The sequence below is a fragment of the Reyranella sp. GW821-FHT14A01 genome, from assembly GCF_058803965.1.
On the sequence record NZ_JBXAPM010000009.1, the window covers coordinates 47,703 to 67,684 of the forward strand.

Sequence of the window (19,982 nt, forward strand, 5' to 3'; positions counted from 1 at the left end):
GTAGCCCGCCCAAAGGGAAGCGCCCAAAGGCCCCCAGCAAGTCACAGGCAACCGTGTCGGATTTTCTCCCCCATCCGTTCTGGAACTTCTCGCTCGAGATCTATGCCGGCGACGGCGTGGCCGAAGCCTGCCTCGACCTGCAGGAGCGGCGCGGCTGCGACGTCAACGTCCTGCTGTTCTGCTGCTGGCTGGGCGCCTCGGGCCGGCCGACCCTGACCGCCGACCGGCTGCGCGCCATCCTCGCCGCAAGCGACGCCTGGCAGTCCGAGGTCGTGAAGCCGTTGCGCGAGATGCGGCGGCGGCTCAAGGACAAGGTCTGGCCCGGTGCCCTGCCCGAGACGGTCGACGCCGTCCGCCGCCGCGTCGCCGATGCGGAACTGGCGGCCGAGCATGCCGAGCAACTCAAGCTGGCAGGCCTGCACACGCCACCCGCCGACCGCGACCGGCTGCCGGAAAAGCGCCTGCGCGCCGCCGTGGGCAATCTCGGCGTCTATGCCGTGTGCCTCGGGGTGGTGCCCGACGACGAGGACCGCAAGGCGGTCGCAACCCTGATGCGTGCGACGTTTCCCGCGCTCGCGCCGCTGGAAGTCGCGGAGGCCGTGGGCCTGGCGGCCTGAGCGGTCTGTTTCAGGGTTATGCACAATTCTTAACGACCGGTTGATGGATCGGTTGATTTGGCGTGACACCGCCCCAATGTCGGAGTCAGAGTTCTCTCGTCCCCGTCAACAAACTCGGAGGTATCCGATATGAGCACCGCGGACCATCACATCGAAGCGCTCAAGAGCAAGCACGCCAATCTTGAGCACGCGATCCAGCAAGAGAATTCGAGGCCGCATCCCGACGACGATGCGATCTGCAGCCTCAAGAAGCGCAAGCTCATGATCAAGGACGAGATCGTCAGGCTCAGCGAGCCAACATCCCACTAATCTTCAGGTGAGGCCCGCCCAGCGGGCCAGCGCCACGGCGCCGACGCCACCGAACAGGCCGGGGGTGAACCCTCCGACCTTGCGGGTGAGCACGGCGCCGACAACCGCGCCGACCACGAACGCGCCGCCCGTCTGCGTGAGCGGCACGATCGCGGCCGACACCAGCACGGCGCCGGGCGCGTGATCGAGCAATGCGGTCACGAAGCGATGGCGGCCAAGCCAGCGCATGGCGATGAATCCGCCGCCCTTGGCGGCCATCGCCGCGAGCGCCATCACGAAAATCGCGACGAGATTCTCAGGACTGGCGGACATTGTCTCTCCTGAGGTCTCGCAGCGCGCCGAAGAGTCCACCGGCCAGGCCGCCGATCACGATGTACCAGTTGCCGCCGATCACCCATCGGGCGGCAAGGGCGGCTGCGATCGCCACCATCCACGGGGCGACGTCGCGCTTGCCGCGGAACAGGATGGTGGCCACCACGACGAAGACCGCGACACCGACGAAGTCGAGGCCGAGGCGTCGCGCCATCGTGGGGTCGGAGAGGATGCCGCCGGCCGCAAGGTGGCCGGCCAAGGTCGAGCCCGACCAGATGCAAGCCATGATGAAGCCGCCGCCCAGGAACTTGCCGAGATCGCCGTGGCCGCGGCGATACTCCGCGATGTTGACCGCCCAGTTCTGGTCGACCGTGACGTACCAGACCGGCGGCTGCAGCCACCACGGCAGATGCGGCATGTGCGGCTGCAGTGCCGCACCCATCACGAAATAGCGCAGATTGGCCACGAACACCGAGACGGCCAGCGCGATCAGCGGCAGCGGCTGCGCCCAGATGTCGAGCGCCACCATCTGGCTGGTGCCCGCCATGACGGTGAAGCTCATCAAGGTCGTCTCGAAGGCGCTGAGGCCCTTCTGGGCCGCGGCGACGCCGAAGCCGATGCCGAAGGGGAAGGAAGCAAGGCCGGGAAAGATCATGCGCAGGGCGCCGGCCTGAAAACTGCGCCACGTCACGCGCGCGGAAAGGGACACTGAAACTACCGGATGAAGATGGGGGTGCGGCGCGCACTCTAGGGGAGGCCTAACCGCCCCGGAACCGAGTTTACCTCAGCCGCCCATTAGTCGGGTCAGTTCAGCTTGTGCAGGTTGACCGACCAGGTGACGGGCGCGCCATAGGCGTTGCGCGACTGGCCGCTGCAGATCGCGACATTGTCGGCGCCGCGCTGGCAGACGAGCTGGTCGGCGAACCAGCGCGAGCCGTCGTTGCAGGTCGAGTCGGCGTCGCGCAGGCGCAGTACGGCGCCCTCGAACCGCGCCTGGGCGCGCGTGCGGCAGGCGGTGCGGCCGCGCCGCCATTCGAGCTGGCCCCCGCCGCCGGCATCGAAACAGTAGGACGAGATGCCGGGCTGCATCTGGCCCGTCTCGTGGCGGAACGGATCGGTACGCCAGCAACCCTGCATGAAGGAATAGTCGTTAGTGGGCGCGTTGGGCAGGCGCAGGCGATTGTCGGCCGGGTTGCGCGGCTGCGGTGCCGGCGCCGGTGCGGGGGTAGGCTTCGGCGGTGCGACCTTCGGCGGCGCAGGGGCGGGAGCGGGTGGTTGTGGGGGCGGCGGCGCGACGGCGACCTGCGGCGGCTTGGGCGGCTCGGCTGGCTTGCAGTCGGCGATGCGCCGCTTCAGTTCCGCCTCGGCGAGCCCCAGCTCGACCTTCAGGACGCGCTCGCGCGACTGCTCGGCCGAGTAGGAGGCCTTCAGCGCGGGCAACGGATCGGGCGGGGCGTCCGGCGCCGGCGGAGCGTCCGGCCCCTCGAGGGTGGCGATGGCGACGTCGGGCGGGACGGGCAGCAGGCCGCGCAACGCCCAGGCGCCCGCCAGCAGGAGCAGGAGGAGCGGCAGGGCGGCGGCGAGCGTGCGCCACCAGGGAATGCCGGCGGCCGGAATGACGGCAGGCAGGGTGGACACCGGCGCTCGTTGCGCGGCTTCGAGGACCGGGCGCCGCTCCAGGATTTGCGCATTGGCCGCGCGTGCCTCGGGCACGCGCGGCAGGGCGAGCGGCAGGAGCGCGTTGGCCGCTTCCTTCTCGTAGCCCCAGGCGACGATCACAGGACGATCACCGACCAGGAAGACGAAGGAGGGAGAGGGCGCGCGCGCCGCGAGCTTCAGCGACAGGCCGACGACGCCGGTCTCTTCCTTCGGACCGTGGCCCGCCAGCATGTCGCCCAGCCGCCGGATCTCGGCCAGCGTGCGCTCGACAGCGGCCAGCACCGCGTCGCGCTCGGCCGGCGCGAGATCGCTGACGGCGCGCACCGGGCCGGACCAGCCGGCGTACCAGTCGATGCCCTGGTCGTTTTCATGGAGCTGGGGATCGGCCAGCAGGTCGGCGGCCTCGTCGCCCAGCCGCCGGCGCACGACGCGGCGGAGCTGGGGCGCGGCGTTGTGCAACGGCTCGCCGCGCACGCCCAGGGGGCGCACGCCGCTGCGGGTCGTCACGATGAGCGTTGCTTCGCCGGGCATGGGATACAGAAACTAGCCCGGCGATTATGGCGGCGCGATGGTTTGCCGTTGTTGCCGCAGGGGCCGCGTCAGTTTGGCTGGACTCCCCCGGCTCGCAGGATCTTCGTCCAGCGATCGATCTCTGACTTGAGATAGGTGCGCAGTGCCGCCGGCGTGGCCTGGCTGACCGGATAGGGTTCGGCGCCCAGCGGTTCCAGCCGTGCCTTCACCTGCGGATCCTGCAGGGCATGGGCCAGCGCCTCGGAGAGTTTTGCGATGATCGGCTCGGGTGTGCCGGCGGGCGCGTAAAGCCCGTACCAGGTGCTGAAGTCGAACCCTGCGAAGCCGGACGCGTCCAGGGTCGGAAGCTGAGGCAGGGTCGGGACCTTCCCGACCGTCGTGACGGCATAGCCGTTGAGGCGGCCCGACTGGATGTAGGTCGAGACGATCGAGACGAGGTCGCAGAGCATGTCGTACTGGCCGCTCAGCAGGTCGTTGATGGCGGGGCCGGTGCCCTTGTAGCTCACCGACTCGAAGCGCTTCACGCCGAGAGTCTCGGCGAGCAGGAAATTGCAGAGTTGGGAGGCCGAGCCGATTCCGGCATCGCCGACGATGACGGTCGAGGCGTTCTTGCGCAGATACTCGACCAGCCCCGCGATGTTCTCGAGCTTGAGGTCCTTCTTCGTGCTGATCACGCTCGGGACCACGGCGACCATGCCGATCGGCGCGAAGTCGGCGATCGGGTCGTAGGGCAGCTTCTTGTAGAGCGCGACGCTCGTGGCGTGGCCGATATGGTGCAGCAGCAGCATGTAGCCGTCGGGCGTGGCGCGGGCGACCTTGGCCGTGCCGATCGTTCCGCCGGCGCCGGCGGTGTTGTCGATCAGCACCGGCTGGCCAAGATTCTCGGACATCGACTGCGCTATGACGCGTGTGACGGCGTCACTCGGGCCGCCGGCGGCGAACGGGCTCACGATGGTGATGGGACGATTCGGATAGTTCTGCGCCTGTACCGGCAGGGGCAACGCGAAGAAAGACGCGATCGCACAGAGTGCGACCAGCGCCTTGCCGACTGCAAAGTGCCGCATTCTTGTTTTCCTCCCTTTACGTCTTTCTTTGTGCCGCTGATGTCCTCGTTGATTGGGGTTGTCGAAACCGTGCTTCCGTCGGCGGCGGCTCAGGAAGTCCGTGTGCCCTTCGTCTGGGTGCGATGGAGCAGGCGCCGCTGCGACGCATCGAAGGCGTCGCGCCGGTGCATGGCGCAGCGATTGTCCCACATGACCGTGTCGGCGGGACGCCACGCATGGCTCCAGGTGTTTTCGGGCTTCGTGGCGTAGGACCACAGCTCGTCGAGCAATTTCTCGCTCTCCTCGACGGGCAGGCCGAGCACGTAGCTGTTGAGGCGGCGGCCGAGGAACAAGGCCTTCCGGCCGGTCTCGGGATGGACGCGGACCAGCGGATGATGCGCGCCCGGCGCCTTGCTGACGTCGGTGATCTCTTCGTAGCCCTTGCGCAGGACGCCGGAGGAGGTGTGCGTGAAGCTGTGGATCGCCTTCAGCCCCTCGATGCGCTTCTTCAGGGCCTCCGGCAGGGAGTCGTAGGCCTTGTACATGTCGGCGAACTCGGTGTTGCCGCCGGCTGACGGCAGTTCGATGCCGTGCAGGATGCTGTAGGCGGCGGGCGTATCGATGAACGAGCTGTCGGTGTGCCAGAAGGCCTCGCCCGAACCCAGCGTGCCGATCGGCTTGCCCTGTTCGAGGATGTTGGACACGACGGTGATCTCGGGCGCGACGGCGCCGAACTCGCCGAACTTCTCGGTGACCTCGGTGCTGGGGGAGAATTGCAGGTCGCCGAACTGGCGGCTGAAGGCGATGAGCTGCTCGTCGTTCACCGGGCAGTCGCGCACCAGAAGCACGACGTGACGGTGCCAGGCGGCGCGGAACGCCTCGAGCTCTTCGGCCGAGAGCGGCTTGCGCATGTCGATGCCGCGGACTTCGGCGCCCAGTCCGGCATTCGTCGGCAGAACTTCGATTTGCATTGTTTCCTCCCGTCTTGCAGGAGAACTAGAAGCCAGTCCGATCTTAGGCGCTACTATATTGTGAATGGCATATAATTAGGATTTACCTAAGATAAGCCATGTCCCTCGACACAAGGCACCTACGCTACTTCATCGCCGTTGCCGAAGAGCTCCACTTCACGCGCGCCGCGGAACGGCTGGGCATCGCGCCGCCGTCGCTCACGCAGCAGATCCAGTCGCTGGAGCGCATGCTGGGCGCCGTCCTGTTCCATCGCACCAAGCGCACGGTCGAGCTTTCCGACGCCGGCCTGCTCTTTCTTGAAGAGGCGCGCGTCGCGTTGCGCCAGGTCGAGCGGGCGGAAACGGTCGGGCGGCGCGCCGGCCGCGGCGAGATGGGCATCGTCGAGGTCGGCATCGTGACCACCGCGATCTACACCGACGTGCTCTCCTCCACCGTCCATGCCTTCCGCGCCAAACATCCCAACGTCGATGTCCGCGTGCGCGAACTCGAGATGAAGGTGCTGTTGCGCGAACTGGAGGAGGGGCGCATCGACATCGGCTTCGTGCGGCCGCCCATCGACTACGGGCCGGGCCTCACCGATCTGACGCTGATGCGCGAGCCGATCGTGCTGGCGTTGCCGGCGAACCATCCGGCCGCGCGGCGCAAGGCGATCGACCCATCGATCCTCGCCGACACGCCGTTCATCACGGCCGACCATGGCATCGGCATCAGCTACTGGCAGCACACGATCGATTTCGGCAAGCGTGGCGGCTTCACGCCGCGCATCGACATCTATGGCCGCAATCTCTTCGCGGTCGTGGGGCTGGTCGCGCTCGGGCTGGGTGTCGCGGTGGTGCCGGCGTCGATGAGCAAATGCCTGCGCCTGCCGGGACTGGCCTACCGGCCGATGAGCGGGACGCCGATCATCTCCGAGCTCGCGGCGGCCTTCCGGCGCAACGAACGCGGCCCGGCGGCGCGCGCCTTCATCCAGATCCTGAGAGCCGTCGCCGGCAAGACCAAAGCAGCGGCCTAGGCCGCCTTGGCCCATTCGCGGAGAACGAACTTCTGCACCTTGCCGGTCGAAGTCATCGGCAGGTCGCGGAACACGACATAGCGCGGGCACTTGTAGCCGGCGAGATTGGCACGGCAGTGGGCGATGATGTCCTCTGCCGTGGCCGTGGCGCCGGGCTTCAGCATGACGAAGGCGCAGGGCGTCTCGCCCCATTTCTCGTCGGGCTTGGCGACCACGGCGGCATTGGCGACGGCGGGATGGGCGATGATCACGCCCTCGACCTCGATGGTCGAGATGTTCTCGCCGCCCGAGATGATGATGTCCTTGGAGCGGTCGCGCAGCTCGATGTAACCGTCCTCGTGCATCACGCCGAGATCGCCGGAGTGGAACCAGCCGTTGGCGAAAGCGTCGCGCGTGGCTGCCGGGTTCTTGAGATAGCCCTTCATGGTGATGTTGCCGCGGAACATCACCTCGCCCATGGTCGTGCCGTCGCGCGGCACTTCCTTCATGGTCTTGGGTTCCATCACGGTCACGCCGTCCTGGGCCGCATAACGCACGCCCTGGCGCGCCTTCAGCCGGGCGCGCTCGTGCGCGGGCAGCGCATCCCAATCCTCGTGCCAGGAGCAGATCGTGGCCGGGCCGTAGACCTCGGTGAGACCGTAGACGTGGGTGACGCGGAAATTCTGCTTCTCCAGCGCCTCGAGCACGGCGGCGGGCGGCGGCGAGGCCGCGGTCATGAACTCGACCCTGCGCTCCAGCGGCCGGCGCTCGGCGTCGGTCGCGTTGATGATGAGCTGCATGATGATCGGCGCGCCGCACATGTGGCTGACATCGTTGTCGGCCAGCGCGTCGAAGATCGACTTGGCCGCCGGGCGGCGCAGGCAGACCGAGGTGCCGGCGACCAGCGCCAGGGTCCAGGGGAAGCACCAGCCGTTGCAGTGGAACATCGGCAGGGTCCAGAGATAGACCGGGTGCAGGCCGATCGGCCATTGCGTGGCATTGCCGTAGGACGAGAGCGTGGCGCCGCGATGGCTGTAGACCACGCCCTTGGGATTGCCGGTCGTGCCCGACGTGTAGTTGAGCGTGATCGCGTTCCATTCGTCGGACGGATAGGACCAGGCGAAATCGGGATCGCCGTCGGCAATGAACTCTTCCCAGGTCGTGTCGCCGATCTGCGCGCGGTCCTCGCATTCGGGATCGTCGATGTCGACGACCAGCGGCTGGGTCCTGGCGATCGCCAGCGCCTCGGTGACGACGCGATGATACTCGCGGTCGACCAGGAACACCTTGGTCTCGCTATGGTCGATGATGAAGGCGACCATCGCCGCATCGAGGCGGGTGTTCAGCGAATTCAGCACGCCGCCGGTCATCGGCACGCCGAAATGCGCCTCGTACATCTCCGGAATGTTGGCCGCCATGATCGCCACCGTATCGCCGACGCCGATGCCCACCTTGACCAGCGCCGAGGCGAGGCGACGGCAGCGCGCATAGGTCTCGGCCCAGCTCTGGCGGCGCTCGCCGTGGATCAGCGCGACGTGGTCGGGATAGACGCTGGCGGTGCGCTCGATGAACTGGAGCGGGGTGAGCGCCGCATAGTTGGCTTGTGTCCTGTCGAGATCGCGCTCGTAGATGTTCTGCGCGGCGAGGACGGTCTTGTGCGAGACCGGACGCGGCGAGGCCAGGCGGGTCACCGACGTACGGCTCTTGACCGAGCGGCGCAGGCCCGGACGGGCGATCGGCTTCTGGGTGGCGAGCTTCTTGGGAGCAGGCGCCTTCTTCGGCGAGGCGGCCTTCTTCGGTGCCGCTTTCTTGGCGACCCGCCGGACAGGCTTCTTCGCCTTGGCGGCGACCTTGCGCTTGGCCGGAGCCTTCGACTTGCTGCTGCCTTTTCCCGTCTTGCGCTTGGCCATGATCGCTTCCGTCTGCCTCCCTGTGCGGCGGCACTGTCTCACAGGGCGCCGCGCCTATTCCAGCTTGATATCGAGGTCCTTCAACAGCTGGGCGAAGTAGACCTGGTCCTCTCGCACCTGCCGCGCAAAGTCGACATTGGATTGATGATCCACATTCTGCGCGACGAGCAGCAATTTCTCCTTCATGTCCGGCGTCGCGGCCGTCTGCGCTGCCGCATCGGACAATCGCTTCAGGATCGGCTCGGGCGTTCCCTTCGGCGCAAACAAGCCGAACCAGCTACGGGCGCGGAATCCCTTGAGATCGAGGCCGACCTCCACTGTGGTCGGCGTGTTCGGCAAGTCGGGCAGACGCGCTGGCTGGTCGACGAAGGCGGCGAATACCCTGCCGGCCTTGGCGTAGGGCACGAAGGAGGGGTCGAAGACCATCTGGATGCGGCCGTCGAACACGTCGCCTGTCGCATCGACGATGGTCTTATAGGGCGAATGCTGCATCTGGATGCCGGCGGCGCGCGTCAGCACCTCGCCGGTGAGATGGGTGATGGTGCCGAGGCCCGAGGAGCCGAACCAGTATTTGCCCGGGTTCGCCTTGGCGAGTACCACGAACTCGGCCCAGCTCCTGGCGCCCAGCGCATTGGTCAGCGTCACGACGAGGATCGGCGTCGACAGGCGTGCGACGGGGACGAGGTCCTCGGGATTGTACGGCACTTTCCGCGCCGCCGGCGTGATCGCCATGATCGCGGTCGGCGAGAGGAGGAGCGTGTAGCCGTCGGCAGGCGCCGTCGCGACCATCTGGGCGCCGACGCCGCCCGAGGCGCCGGGCTTGTCCTCGACGATGATCTGCTGGCCGAGCGACGCGCTCATCTTCTCGGCATAGAGGCGGGCCACCTGGTCGGCCGAGCCGCCGGGCCCGTAGGGCACGATCAGGCGAATCGGCTTGGCCGGCCAATTCGTGGTTTGAGCCTGCACACGCGTCGACGCCAGCGCGGCAAGCCCGCCCAGCGTCACCTCACGGCGACCGACCATCGTTCCCTCCCAGGAACATTTTGTTGCCGGAAGGATAGCGAGAGGCGGAGAGCGGCGACAGCCTCGTTACTGGCCTTGTTACTGAACCAGCGCGAAGGATTCGAGGAAGTGGCGTGTCGCGGCCTGGGTCTCGATGCCGGGCTTGCCCTCGGCCACGAGCTGGAAGAGGCGGCCGCGCGACCAGTAGGTGCGGGTGATGGCGACACTCCCGTTGCTCTGCACGACGATGTACTCGCGGCCTTCGGCGCGACCGAGCTGCAGCTTCTTCTCGTCGCGGATGGTGGCGCCCTGGCCCGCACCGCTGCGCACCATGTTCAGGATCACCTCGGCGGCTGCGCCCTTGGTGACGGTGTTGGGATAGTCGGTATAGGAGGCGACATAGGCGACTTGCCGGACGATCGAGGTCGCTTCGGTCATCGGCACGGTGTTGCCGTTACCGATCGGCACCTGAACGATGGCGATCTTCGGAAGCGTCGGGATGTCGACGCGGAAGCGGCCGCCCTCGGGCTTGTAGTCGATCCAACCCGGCGCTGCGGTCGCCGGGCCGGCAGCCACAGTCAACGTGGGTATCTGCGGCTGTGCCGGTGTCTGGGCAGTGGCCGTGGCTGCCAGGAATGCCGTCGCCGTAAGGCTGGCCATCAGGCTTGCCAGGAAATGTCTGCGCATCGAAATCCTCCGTATGCGCCATCGTCCCACATCCGGATTGCCGCCGTCCATGGCGGGCGTTAATCCTGACTGCGACAAGGGAGAAGAAACACCATGGCCGTCGGGGACAAGTATCGCGCCGTGCATGCACGCTCGCTGAGCGACCCGGAAGGTTTCTGGGCGGAGCAGGCCGCGGCGATCGATTGGACGAAGCGCTGGGACAAGGTGCTCGACGGCACCAATCCGCCTTTCTATCGCTGGTTCGAGGGCGGCGAGCTCAACGCCTGCCACAACGCACTCGACCGGCATGTCGAAGGCGGGCGCGCGGACCAGGCGGCGCTGATCTACGATTCGCCGCTCACCCACACCAAGAAGACCTTCACCTATCGCGAGCTGCGCGACCAGGTGGCGCGCATCGCCGGCATGATCGCGGCGCAGGGCGTCGGGAAGGGCGATCGCGTCATCCTCTACATGCCGATGATCCCTGAGGCAGTGATGGCGATGCTCGCCTGCGCACGACTGGGCGCCATCCATTCGGTGGTGTTCGGCGGCTTCGCGGCCAAGGAACTGTCCAGCCGTATCGACGATTGCGCGCCCAAGCTGATCCTCACCGCCTCGTGCGGTATCGAGCCGACGCGCATCGTGCAGTACAAGCCGCTGGTCGATCAGGCGATCGAGCAGGCCAGGCACCAGGTGCCGCGGGTCATCCTGCTGCAGCGGCCGCAATGCGCGGCAACGATGGTGGCCGGCCGCGACCTCGACTGGAACGAGGCGCTCGCAAAAGCGCAGCCTGCGCCGTGCGTGCCGGTGAAGGCGACCGATCCGCTCTATATCCTCTACACGTCAGGCACGACCGGGCAGCCCAAGGGCGTGGTGCGCGACACCGGCGGCTATTGCGTGGCGCTCGCCTGGTCGATGAAGAATCTCTACGGCGTCGAGCCGGGCGAAGTGTACTGGTGCGCCTCGGACGTGGGCTGGGTCGTGGGCCACAGCTACATCGTCTACGGGCCGCTGATCCACGGCGCGACTTCCATCCTCTACGAAGGCAAGCCGGTCGGCACGCCCGATGCCGGCGCCTTCTGGCGCGTGATCTCCGAGCACAAGGCGATGGCGCTGTTCACCGCGCCGACCGCCTTTCGTGCGATCAAGCGCGAAGACCCGGAGGGCAAGCTGCTGAAGCAGTACGACCTCTCCAGGTTCCGCACGCTGTTCCTGGCGGGCGAGCGCGGCGATCCGCCGACCGTCGAATGGGCGCAGAAGCTTCTGGGCGTGCCGGTGGTCGATCACTGGTGGCAGACCGAGACCGGCTGGGCGATCTGCGGCAACTTCCAGGGCCTCGACCCGATGGCGGTGAAGCTCGGTTCGACCTCGGTGCCGTCGCCGGGCTGGCATCTCGACGTGCTGGACGAGAACGGCAAGCCGATGAAGCCGGGCGAGGTCGGCGCGCTGGCCGGCAAGCTGCCGCTGCCGCCGGGAACCTTCCCGACTCTTTGGAACGCCGACGAGCGCTACAAGCAGAGCTACATGAGTGAGTTCCCCGGCTACTACAAAACCGGCGACGCAGGCTTCATCGACCAGGACGGCTACGTCTCGGTGATGACGCGCGTGGACGACGTGATCAACGTCGCCGGCCACCGCCTCTCGACGGGACAGATCGAGGAAGTGCTGGGCGCGCACAACGACGTCGCCGAATGCGCGGTGATCGGCATTGCCGACGATTTGAAAGGACAGGTGCCGCTCGGCTTCCTGGTGCTGAAGGCCGGCGTCAACCGGCCATCGCAGGAGATCACCAGCGAGGTCGTGCAGATGGTGCGCGACCGGATCGGCCCGGTCGCCTTCTTCAAGAGCGCGCTGGTCGTGCAGCGCCTGCCCAAGACGCGTTCCGGCAAGATCCTGCGCGGCACGATGCAGAAGATGGCCGACAGCCAGCCATGGACCCTGCCGGCTACGATCGAAGATCCGGCGGTGCTGGATGAGATCAAGGACGGGCTGAAAGGCGCAGGGTTTGCGACAAAGAATTAGTCATCGCTGGGGGCGCGCCACTGGAGTGGCGCGCCCCCAGCAAAGAATTTGAGCAGAGTAGAAGGAACGCAGTATGACTCTCGATATCAACCGCCCCGATCTCACCGTGGGCGTCGTCGGCACGGGTGCCATGGGGCGCGGCATTGCGCAGGTCACCGCGCAGGGCGGCATGAAGGCGATCATGTTTGACGCCGCACCCGGCGGTGCAGCGAAGGCCAAGGCGGCGATCCTCGACACGCTGAAGGGTCTCGTCGCCAAGGGCCGTCTCACCGATGCCGACCTCGCCAAGACTGACGCCAATCTCGGCGTCGCCGACAAGGTCGAGGACCTCAAGGGCTGCCACGTCGTCGTCGAGGCGGTGTTCGAGAATCTCGAGGTGAAGCAGAAACTGTTCGGCGAGCTCGAGGCGGTGATCGCGCCCGACGCCATCCTGGCCTCCAACACCTCGTCGATCCGCATCGCCTCGATCGCGCGCTCGCTGAAGCATCGCGACCGCGTCTGCGGCATGCACTACTTCAATCCCGTGCCGCTGATGAAGCTGGTCGAGGTCATCCGCGCGGCAGACACCGCGCAGTGGGTGGTCGACGCCATGGTGGCGCTGGGCAAGCGCCAGACGAGGGTGCCCGTGGTCGTGGGCGACACGCCGGGCTTCTTGGTCAATCTCGGTGGCACGGCGATCGGCACCGAGGGCCTGCGCATCATGCAGGAAGGCCGGGCGACGCCGTCGCAGGTCGACGCCGTGATGCGCGACACCTGCGGCTTCCGCATGGGCCCGTTCGAGCTGATGGACCTCACCGGCATCGACGTGAACTTCCCGGCGCGCAAGATCATCTACGAGGGCTTCTTCCATGACCGGCGCATGACGCCGAGCCCCTATCACGAGAGCCTCTATGCAGCGGGCAAGCTCGGCCGCAAGACCGGCGGCGGCTGGTACGGCTATGACGAGAAGGGCGCGAAGATCGATGCGGGCGCCGACCATCCGACCTCGCATGTGCCGGCGTCGAGCGTCGTCATCATGGACACCCACAACACGAAGCTGCTGAGCCTGGTGAACGGCGACGGCGCCAAGATGCTGGCGGCCGACGATGGCAAGAGCCCGATCCTCGTGGCGCCCATCGGCAAGGACTGCACGACGACGGCGATCGAACTCGGCCTCGATCCGAAGCGCACCGTCGCGGTCGACCTGACGGGCGATGTGTCCAAGCGCATCACCATCATGATGGCGCCGGGCTTCGATCCCGCCATCCGCGACGCCACGGTGGCGTTGCTCGCCAAGTCCGGCACCAAGGTGACGGTGATCAAGGACTCGCCGGGCTTCATCGCCCAGCGCATGGTCTCGATGATCGCCAATCTCGGCTGCGAGATGGCGATGATCGGCATCGCCTCCGCGGCCGACGTCGACACGGCGATGACCCTCGGCCTCAACTATCCGCGCGGTCCGCTGGCGCTGGCCGACTGGCTGGGCGTCAAGGAGTGCCACGAGATCCTGGTGCAGATCCAGGCGATCACCGGCGACGACCGCTACCGCCCGAGCCAGTGGCTGCGCCGCCGCGCAATGCTGGGCCTCAGCGCGACGACGGTGGAGTAAGGAGATTGGGTATGACGGGACGCTTCTGGACGACGGTGCTCGGCGTTGCGGTGGCGGCCTGCCTCGGCGCTCCCGCCCATGCCCAGCTCAAGGACGAGAACCTGCTCGTGGGCTTGCCCCAGGGCTTCAAGCTCGGCTTCAAGGACTCGAAGAACGGCATGAACATGCAGGAGTTCGTGCCGGCGGGCGAGACGGTGGAGAACTGGACCGAGATGGTGACGGTCCAGGTCTTCTTCGGCCGCAAGGATCTCGACCCGTCGCCTTTTCTCGCGGCCATGCGAAAGCAGTGGGCCGATGCCTGCAAAGGCAGCACCGCAACGCCGATCACGACCGGCAAGGTGAACGGCTACGAGTCCGCGTCGATCCTGGTGCGCTGTCCTTTGGTGGCTTCGACGGGCAAGCCGGAGGCCGCGATGGTGAAGGCGATCAAGGGCAACGACAGCGTCTACGTCGTGCAGCGCGCCGTACGGTCGGTGCCGTCGCCCGAGCAGCTTGAGACGATGAAGAAGTACATCGAGAGCGTGAGCGTCTGCGATTCGCGCCTGCCGACGCGGGCCTGTCCGACCGTCAAATAGGGACGGCCTTCAGGCGAGCGTCAGGATCAGCGGTCCGCGACGTGTCGCGACCAGGGTGTGCTCGTACTGCACCGTGGCCTGGTTGAGCGGGGGACGCAGCGTCCATCCGTCGTCCATTTCTTCGACGTAGTCCGCACCCAGCGACAGGAACGGCTCGATCGTGAAGACGAGGCCTTCCGTGATCCTGCGGCGGTCGTGCTTCTCGTACCAGGTGGGGATTTCCGACGGCTCGTCGTGCAGCGAGCGGCCGACGCCGTGGCTCGCAAGATTGCGCACCAGGCTGTAGCCGTTCTTCTTCGCAAAATTCTCGATCGACCGGCCGACTTCGTTCAGGCGGGCGCCGGGCTTCACGGCGCGGATTCCGGCCCACATGGCCCGGCGGCCGTCTTCGCAGAGGCGTTCGATCTTGGGGCTCGTCGGCGGGACGGCGAAGCTTGCGCCGGTGTCGCCGAAGTAACCGTCCAGTTCGGCGGAGACATCGATGTTGATCAGGTCGCCCGCCTTGATCGCCGTGTCGTCGGGAATGCCGTGGGCGCAGTCGGGGCCGACCGAGATGCAGGTCGCGCCGGGGAAATCGTAGGTGAGTTCGGGCGCCGAGCGAGCGCCTTCCTTCTCCAGCAGGGCGCGGCCAAGGTCGTCCAGTTCCTTGGTCGTCATGCCGGGCTCCAGCGCCGCACCCATCGCGGTGAGGGTGCGGGCCACCAGCCTGCCGATCGTACGCAGCTTCTCGAGCTGGTCTTCATTTTCGACTGTCATAATCACCTTACCTAGCCGGCGTTGACGTTTACGTAAAGGTAAACTACCTACCCAGTGCTGGCGGACGAACCGCCGGCGGCTCACAGTCCTCCCAAGAAGACTGACCATCCTGATCGTTGGAGGACGACGCTCGTGACCGCCTTGGCCGCGCATTACACGCCCGAACACCAGATGTTCCGCGACACCTGCCGGCGCTTTTTCGAGAAGGAAGTGACGCCCTTCCACATGAAGTGGGAGAAGGAAGGCATCGTGCCGCGCGAGCTGTGGCGCAAGGCGGGCGAGCAGGGGCTTTTGGGCATGACCATGCCCGAGGCCTATGGCGGCGCGGGCTGCGACTTCCTCTACAGCGCCATCATGATCGAGGAACAGGGACGGGCGCTGGCATCCGGCCCGGCCTTCTCGCTGCACAACGACATCGTCGTTCCCTACCTGCTCCACTACGGCACCGAGGAGCAGAAGAAGAAATGGATCCCCAAGGCCTGCTCCGGTGAGCTGGTAACAGCCATCGCCATGACCGAGCCGGGCACGGGCTCGGACCTTCAGTCGATCAAGACGAACGCCGTCATGGACGGCAACCACTGGGTCATCAACGGCTCCAAGACCTTCATCTCCAACGGCCAGCTCGCCGACCTCGTGATCGTGGTCGCCAAGACCGATCCCGCGCTCGGCGCCAAGGGCACGTCGCTGATCGCCGTCGAGACCAGGAGCGAGGGCTTCAAGCGCGGCCGCAATCTCGAGAAGATCGGGATGAAGGCGCAGGACACGTCGGAGCTCTTCTTCCAGGACGTGCGCGTGCCGGCCGATCATCTGCTGGGCGGGCCGGGCATGGGCTTCGTGCAGCTGATGCAGCAGCTGCCGCAGGAGCGGCTGGTGATCGCCATCCAGGCGGTGGCCGCGATCGAGGCGGCGCTGGAGCACACGCTGGCCTACGTGAAGGAGCGCAAGGCGTTCGGAAAGCAGATCATCGATTTCCAGAACACGCGCTTCAAGCTGGCCGAGCTCAAGACCAAGGCCCATATCGCGCGGGTGTTCGTCGACGATTGCGTCGCGAAGCATCTCAAGGGCGAACTCGACGTCGCGACCGCGGCGATGGCCAAGTACTGGACGACCGAGCTGCAGTGCGAGCTGATCGACGAGTGCCTGCAGTTCCACGGCGGCTACGGCTACATGTGGGAATACCCGATCGCGCGCCTCTACGCCGACGCCCGCGTGCAGAAGATCTACGGCGGCACCAACGAGATCATGAAGGAATTGATTGGCCGGACGCTCTGACGCACGGCCGTTAACGACAACAAGACTGTCATCCCGAGCGTAGCGAGGGACCTTTGGGGATCAGTAAAGGTCCCTCGCTACGCTCGGGATGACAATGTTTCGCTTTCGAGATTGAGCTGAAGGAGAAGACCATGACCGACGCATACATCTACGACGCCGTCCGCACCCCGCGTGGCAAGGGCCGCAAGGATGGCTCCCTGCACGAAGTGACGCCGGTGCGTCTCGCCGTCACCGCGCTGCAGGCGGTGCGCGACCGCAACAAGCTCGACACGCACTTGGTCGACGACATCGTGCTGGGCTGCGTCATGCCGATCGGCGAGCAGGGCGCCGACATCGCGCGCACTGCGTCGGTGATGGCGGGCTACGCCGAGAGCGTCTCGGGCGTACAGATCAACCGCTTCTGCGCCTCGGGCCTCGAAGCCACCAATATGGCCGCTGCGCAGGTCATGTCGGGCCAGAGCCAGGCCGCGATCGGCGGCGGCGTCGAGAGCATGAGCCGCGTGCCGATGGGCTCGGACGGTGGCGCCTGGGCGGTCGACCCGGCCGTGGCGATCCCGATGTACTTCGTGCCGCAGGGCATCTCGGCCGACCTGATCGCCACCAAGTACGGCATGAGCCGCGACGACGTCGACAGCTACGCCGTCGAGTCGCAGAAGCGCGCCAAGGCTGCCTGGGACGCCGGCTATTTCAAGAAGTCGATCGTGCCGGTGCGTGACCAGAACGGCATCGAGCTGCTGGGCCATGACGAGCTGATGCGCCCGACCACGACCATGCAGACGCTCGCTTCGCTGGAGCCCAGCTTCAAGATGCAGGGCGAGGTGATGCCGGGCTTCAACGCGGTGGCGCAGCAGCGCTACCCCGAGGTCGAGAAGCTGAACCACGTGCACCATGCCGGCAATTCGTCGGGCATCGTCGACGGCGCCGCCGCGATCCTGGTGGGCACCAAGGAGTTCGGCGAGAAGGCGGGCCTCAAGCCGCGCGCCCGCATCCGCTCCTTCGCCTCGATCGGCTCGGAGCCGGCGATCATGCTGACCGGCCCGGCGCCGGCCTCGGAGAAGGCGCTGAAGCGCGCCGGCATGTCGGTGGGCGACATCGACCTGTTCGAGCTGAACGAGGCCTTCGCCGCGGTCGTGCTGCGCTACATGCAGATACTCAAGATGCCGCATGACAAGATCAACGTGAACGGCGGCGCGATCGCCATGGGCCATCCGCTGGGCGCCACCGGCGCGATGATCCTGGGCACGCTGCTCGACGAGCTCGAGCGCCGCAACCTGTCGACCGGCCTCGCCACGCTCTGCGTCGGCGGCGGCATGGGCACGGCCACCATCATCGAGCGCGTGTAAGGGCTGGGGGCGCGCGACTGCTGGCGGAGTAACCTCCGCCCTTAAGTCGCGCGTCATCGCCGGCCGCAAAGGAAGATCGCGCCACTGAAGTGGCGCGCCCCCAGCGAAGAACTGAAGGACGATTACTATGATCAACTACAACGTCGATTCGGACGGCATCGCGACCCTGACCTGGGACATGCCCAATCGCGCGATGAACGTGCTGAACGAGGCCTCGCTGACGGCCTATGCCGGCGCGCTCGGCACCGCGCTGAAGGATGAGAACGTCAAGGGCATCATCATCACCTCGGCCAAGGACAGCTTCATCGCCGGCGCCGACCTGGAGATGATCCTGGCCCTCGACACGTCCGATGCGTCGAAGCTGATGGAGCAGTTCAGCCAGCTGCAGCGGATGTTCCGCGAGCAGGAGACCGCCGGCAAGCCGATCGTGGCTGCGATCAACGGCACGGCGCTGGGTGGCGGCTTCGAGATCTGCCTGGCCACGCACTATCGCATCGCCGCGGCCAATCCGAAGACCAAGCTCGGCCAGCCCGAGGTGAAGATCGGACTGTTGCCGGGCGGCGGCGGCACGCAGCGCATCCCGCGCCTGATCGGCGTCCAGAACGCCGCGCCCATCCTGCTCGAAGGCAAGGACCTCACCGTCGATGCCGCCAAGAGCCTCGGCCTGATCCACGAGGTCGTGCCGGCGAACGAGCTGCTGGCCCGGGCCAAGGCCTGGCTGACGGCGCCGGCGACCGAGCAGATGGTGCCGGAATTCGCCGGCAAGGGCGCCAAGGCGATCGACGGCCGCGCCGTGCAGCCGTGGGACCGCAAGGGCTTCAAGGTGCCGGGCTTCCCCGGCGGCCAGGTGTGGAGCCCGCCGGGCGTCATGACCTTCATCGGCGGCAGCGCCATGATCCGCGGCAAGACCAACGGCATCTATCCGGCGCCGAAGGCGATCATGAGCTGCGTCTACGAGGGCCTGCAGCTGCCGTTCGACTCCGCGCTCAAGGTCGAGACGCGCTACTTCGTCTCGCTGCTGCGCGACCCCGTCGCCAAGAGCATGATCCGCACGCTGTTCTTCGGCCTGCAGGAAGCCAACAAGCTGGTGCGCCGGCCCAAGGGCGTGCCCAAGCAGGAGTACAAGAAGATCGGCGTGCTGGGCGCCGGCCTCATGGGTGCGGGCATCGCCACCGTTTCGGTGCAGGCCGGTCTCGACATCGTGCTGCTCGACCGCGACCAGGCGGCTGCCGACAAGGGCAAGGCGCACATCGCCGACGAGCTGGGCAAACTGGTGAAGCGCAAGCGCCTCGACCAGGCGAAGGTCGACGCGCTGCTGGCCAAGGTCACGGCGACGCCGGACTTCGGCGCGCTCAAGGATTGCGACCTCGTGATCGAGGCCGTGTTCGAGAACCGCGAAGTGAAGGCGGAGGCCACGAAGAAGGCCGAGGCCGCCCTGCCGAAGACCGCGGTGTTCGCGTCGAACACCTCGACGCTTCCGATCACCGGCCTCGCCGAAGCCTCGTCGCGGCCCGATCACTTCATCGGCCTGCACTTCTTCTCGCCGGTCGAGAAGATGCCGCTGGTCGAGATCATCGTCGGCCAGAAGACCTCGCAGGAGACGCTCGCGCGTGCCCTCGACTTCGTCCAGAAGATCCGCAAGACGCCGATCGTCGTGAACGACAGCCGCGGCTTCTTCACCTCCCGCGTCTGCGGCGCCTTCATCACCGAGGGCCATCGCATGCTGAAGGAGGGCATCCCCGCCGCCATGATCGAGAACTGCGCGCGCTATGCCGGTATGCCGGTCGGCCCGCTGTCGCTCAACGACGAGGTCGCCATCGACCTGTCGTGGAAGATCATGGACCAGACCAAGCGCGACGCCGAGGCGGCGGGCCAGAAGTACCAGGGCTCGGGCGCTGACGACGTGCTGGAGCTGATGGTCAAGAAGCTGGAGCGCTTCGGCCGCAAGAACGGCAAGGGTTTCTACGAGTATCCGGCCGACGGCAAGAAGCGCCTCTGGCCGGAGCTGCAGACGTACTTCCCGGCCGATGCGGCGCTGCTCTACGGCGAGGGCGAGGACAAGCGCGCCAAGGAGGACGAGATCAAGAAGCGTCTTCTTTACGTGCAGGCGGTCGACACCGCGCGTTGCCTCGAGAGCAACGTGCTGACCAACCCACAGGACGGCGATGTGGGCTCGATCATGGGCCTGGGCTTCGCGCCGCAGACCGGCGGGGCGATCAGTCTGATCGACCAGGTCGGCATCCAGAAGTTCGTCGCCGAATGCGACGAGTTCGCCAAGAAGTACGGCGCCCAGTTCGAGGTCCCGAAGCTGCTGCGCGACATGGCGGCGAAGGGCGAGAGCTTCTACGCCAACTACCATGCGGCGAAGGCGGCGTAGGCAGCCTCGCGAAACGCTGTTCGACCCGCGTCTGTGC

Annotated in this window: 18 protein-coding genes; 9 read left to right on the plus strand and 9 right to left on the minus strand. The window is 66.7% G+C overall.

What is annotated here, in order from left to right:
• The first annotated feature begins 53 nt into the window (after window positions 1-53).
• Together AC1ROX_RS16780 and AC1ROX_RS16785 are read left to right on the plus strand one after the other, a co-directional pair.
• Entirely contained in the window at window positions 54-617 is a 564-nt protein-coding gene (locus AC1ROX_RS16780; protein ID WP_493127116.1) for a TIGR02444 family protein, read from the plus strand.
• A 129-nt stretch (window positions 618-746) separates the two neighbouring features.
• Window positions 747-926 (plus strand): YdcH family protein, encoded by a 180-nt coding sequence (locus tag AC1ROX_RS16785; protein WP_493127118.1) that lies wholly within the window; start codon window positions 747-749, stop codon window positions 924-926.
• Between the two features lie 3 nt (window positions 927-929).
• Here AC1ROX_RS16785 and AC1ROX_RS16790 read toward each other — a convergent pair whose 3' ends face one another.
• The 5 genes from AC1ROX_RS16790 to AC1ROX_RS16810 all read right to left on the minus strand — a co-directional run bounded on the left by AC1ROX_RS16790 (window position 930) and on the right by AC1ROX_RS16810 (window position 5,442).
• Window positions 930-1,238: a hypothetical protein gene (locus AC1ROX_RS16790; RefSeq protein ID WP_493127120.1), complete on the minus strand. Its 309-nt coding sequence runs from the start codon at window positions 1,236-1,238 to the stop codon at window positions 930-932.
• Window positions 1,222-1,947 carry an AzlC family ABC transporter permease gene (locus AC1ROX_RS16795; protein WP_493127122.1) on the minus strand — a complete coding sequence of 242 codons (726 nt, stop codon included), beginning with the start codon at window positions 1,945-1,947 and terminating at the stop codon, window positions 1,222-1,224. Before AC1ROX_RS16795 ends, AC1ROX_RS16790 begins: the two co-directional genes overlap by 17 nt.
• A 95-nt stretch (window positions 1,948-2,042) precedes the next feature.
• Entirely contained in the window at window positions 2,043-3,428 is a 1,386-nt protein-coding gene (locus AC1ROX_RS16800) for an SrfA family protein (RefSeq protein ID WP_493127124.1), read from the minus strand.
• A 68-nt stretch (window positions 3,429-3,496) separates the two neighbouring features.
• A complete protein-coding gene (locus AC1ROX_RS16805; protein ID WP_493127126.1) occupies window positions 3,497-4,492 on the minus strand; it encodes a tripartite tricarboxylate transporter substrate-binding protein in 996 nt (331 codons plus the stop codon).
• Window positions 4,493-4,581: 89 nt separating this feature from the next.
• Window positions 4,582-5,442: a TauD/TfdA dioxygenase family protein gene (locus AC1ROX_RS16810; protein WP_493127128.1), complete on the minus strand. Its 861-nt coding sequence runs from the start codon at window positions 5,440-5,442 to the stop codon at window positions 4,582-4,584.
• A 98-nt stretch (window positions 5,443-5,540) separates the two neighbouring features.
• Between AC1ROX_RS16810 and AC1ROX_RS16815 the strand changes: the two genes are divergently transcribed.
• Window positions 5,541-6,455: a LysR family transcriptional regulator gene (locus AC1ROX_RS16815; protein WP_493127130.1), complete on the plus strand. Its 915-nt coding sequence runs from the start codon at window positions 5,541-5,543 to the stop codon at window positions 6,453-6,455.
• Here AC1ROX_RS16815 and AC1ROX_RS16820 read toward each other — a convergent pair.
• The 3 genes from AC1ROX_RS16820 to AC1ROX_RS16830 all read right to left on the minus strand — a co-directional run bounded on the left by AC1ROX_RS16820 (window position 6,452) and on the right by AC1ROX_RS16830 (window position 10,033).
• Entirely contained in the window at window positions 6,452-8,344 is a 1,893-nt protein-coding gene (locus AC1ROX_RS16820; RefSeq protein WP_493127132.1) for an acyl-CoA synthetase, read from the minus strand. The genes AC1ROX_RS16815 and AC1ROX_RS16820 overlap by 4 nt on opposite strands.
• A 54-nt stretch (window positions 8,345-8,398) precedes the next feature.
• A complete protein-coding gene (locus AC1ROX_RS16825) occupies window positions 8,399-9,367 on the minus strand; it encodes a Bug family tripartite tricarboxylate transporter substrate binding protein (RefSeq protein WP_493127133.1) in 969 nt (322 codons plus the stop codon).
• Between the two features lie 78 nt (window positions 9,368-9,445).
• Window positions 9,446-10,033, minus strand: a complete 588-nt coding sequence (locus AC1ROX_RS16830) for a hypothetical protein (RefSeq protein ID WP_493127135.1) — start codon at window positions 10,031-10,033, stop codon at window positions 9,446-9,448.
• 93 nt (window positions 10,034-10,126) lie between these two features.
• On the opposite strand from AC1ROX_RS16830, the gene AC1ROX_RS16835 reads away from it, so the two are divergent.
• From AC1ROX_RS16835 to AC1ROX_RS16845, 3 genes are all read left to right on the plus strand, one after another.
• On the plus strand, window positions 10,127-12,034 hold the full coding sequence (locus AC1ROX_RS16835; protein ID WP_493127137.1) for a propionyl-CoA synthetase: 1,908 nt from the start codon (window positions 10,127-10,129) through the stop codon (window positions 12,032-12,034).
• A gap of 73 nt (window positions 12,035-12,107) precedes the next feature.
• Complete coding sequence (locus AC1ROX_RS16840; RefSeq protein WP_493127139.1) at window positions 12,108-13,622, plus strand: 3-hydroxyacyl-CoA dehydrogenase; 1,515 nt, start codon at window positions 12,108-12,110, stop codon at window positions 13,620-13,622.
• An 11-nt stretch (window positions 13,623-13,633) separates the two neighbouring features.
• Window positions 13,634-14,197, plus strand: a complete 564-nt coding sequence (locus AC1ROX_RS16845) for a hypothetical protein (protein WP_493127141.1) — start codon at window positions 13,634-13,636, stop codon at window positions 14,195-14,197.
• Window positions 14,198-14,206: 9 nt separating this feature from the next.
• On the opposite strand, the gene map is transcribed toward AC1ROX_RS16845, so the two are convergent.
• Entirely contained in the window at window positions 14,207-14,953 is a 747-nt protein-coding gene (gene map, locus AC1ROX_RS16850) for a type I methionyl aminopeptidase (RefSeq protein ID WP_493127143.1), read from the minus strand.
• A 132-nt stretch (window positions 14,954-15,085) separates the two neighbouring features.
• On the opposite strand from map, the gene AC1ROX_RS16855 reads away from it, so the two are divergent.
• From AC1ROX_RS16855 to AC1ROX_RS16865, 3 genes are all read left to right on the plus strand, one after another.
• Window positions 15,086-16,225, plus strand: coding sequence for an acyl-CoA dehydrogenase family protein (locus AC1ROX_RS16855; RefSeq protein ID WP_493127145.1), 1,140 nt, complete (start codon window positions 15,086-15,088; stop codon window positions 16,223-16,225).
• A gap of 131 nt (window positions 16,226-16,356) precedes the next feature.
• Window positions 16,357-17,568 carry an acetyl-CoA C-acetyltransferase gene (locus tag AC1ROX_RS16860; protein ID WP_493127147.1) on the plus strand — a complete coding sequence of 404 codons (1,212 nt, stop codon included), beginning with the start codon at window positions 16,357-16,359 and terminating at the stop codon, window positions 17,566-17,568.
• A 121-nt stretch (window positions 17,569-17,689) separates the two neighbouring features.
• Entirely contained in the window at window positions 17,690-19,945 is a 2,256-nt protein-coding gene (locus AC1ROX_RS16865; protein ID WP_493127655.1) for a 3-hydroxyacyl-CoA dehydrogenase NAD-binding domain-containing protein, read from the plus strand.
• Window positions 19,946-19,982 lie beyond the last annotated feature (37 nt).

Excerpts from the sequence above, each read along its gene's own strand:
- AC1ROX_RS16785 (WP_493127118.1), top strand. The coding sequence starts at position 747 with ATGAGCACCGCGGACCATCACATCGAAGCGCTCAAGAGCAAGCACGCC.
- AC1ROX_RS16790 (WP_493127120.1), bottom strand. The coding sequence starts at position 1,238 with ATGTCCGCCAGTCCTGAGAATCTCGTCGCGATTTTCGTGATGGCGCTC.
- AC1ROX_RS16800 (WP_493127124.1), bottom strand. The coding sequence starts at position 3,428 with ATGCCCGGCGAAGCAACGCTCATCGTGACGACCCGCAGCGGCGTGCGC.
- AC1ROX_RS16805 (WP_493127126.1), bottom strand. The coding sequence starts at position 4,492 with ATGCGGCACTTTGCAGTCGGCAAGGCGCTGGTCGCACTCTGTGCGATC.
- AC1ROX_RS16810 (WP_493127128.1), bottom strand. The coding sequence starts at position 5,442 with ATGCAAATCGAAGTTCTGCCGACGAATGCCGGACTGGGCGCCGAAGTC.
- AC1ROX_RS16815 (WP_493127130.1), top strand. The coding sequence starts at position 5,541 with ATGTCCCTCGACACAAGGCACCTACGCTACTTCATCGCCGTTGCCGAA.
- AC1ROX_RS16820 (WP_493127132.1), bottom strand. The coding sequence starts at position 8,344 with ATGGCCAAGCGCAAGACGGGAAAAGGCAGCAGCAAGTCGAAGGCTCCG.
- AC1ROX_RS16825 (WP_493127133.1), bottom strand. The coding sequence starts at position 9,367 with ATGGTCGGTCGCCGTGAGGTGACGCTGGGCGGGCTTGCCGCGCTGGCG.
- AC1ROX_RS16830 (WP_493127135.1), bottom strand. The coding sequence starts at position 10,033 with ATGCGCAGACATTTCCTGGCAAGCCTGATGGCCAGCCTTACGGCGACG.
- AC1ROX_RS16835 (WP_493127137.1), top strand. The coding sequence starts at position 10,127 with ATGGCCGTCGGGGACAAGTATCGCGCCGTGCATGCACGCTCGCTGAGC.
- AC1ROX_RS16840 (WP_493127139.1), top strand. The coding sequence starts at position 12,108 with ATGACTCTCGATATCAACCGCCCCGATCTCACCGTGGGCGTCGTCGGC.
- AC1ROX_RS16845 (WP_493127141.1), top strand. The coding sequence starts at position 13,634 with ATGACGGGACGCTTCTGGACGACGGTGCTCGGCGTTGCGGTGGCGGCC.
- map (WP_493127143.1), bottom strand. The coding sequence starts at position 14,953 with ATGACAGTCGAAAATGAAGACCAGCTCGAGAAGCTGCGTACGATCGGC.
- AC1ROX_RS16860 (WP_493127147.1), top strand. The coding sequence starts at position 16,357 with ATGACCGACGCATACATCTACGACGCCGTCCGCACCCCGCGTGGCAAG.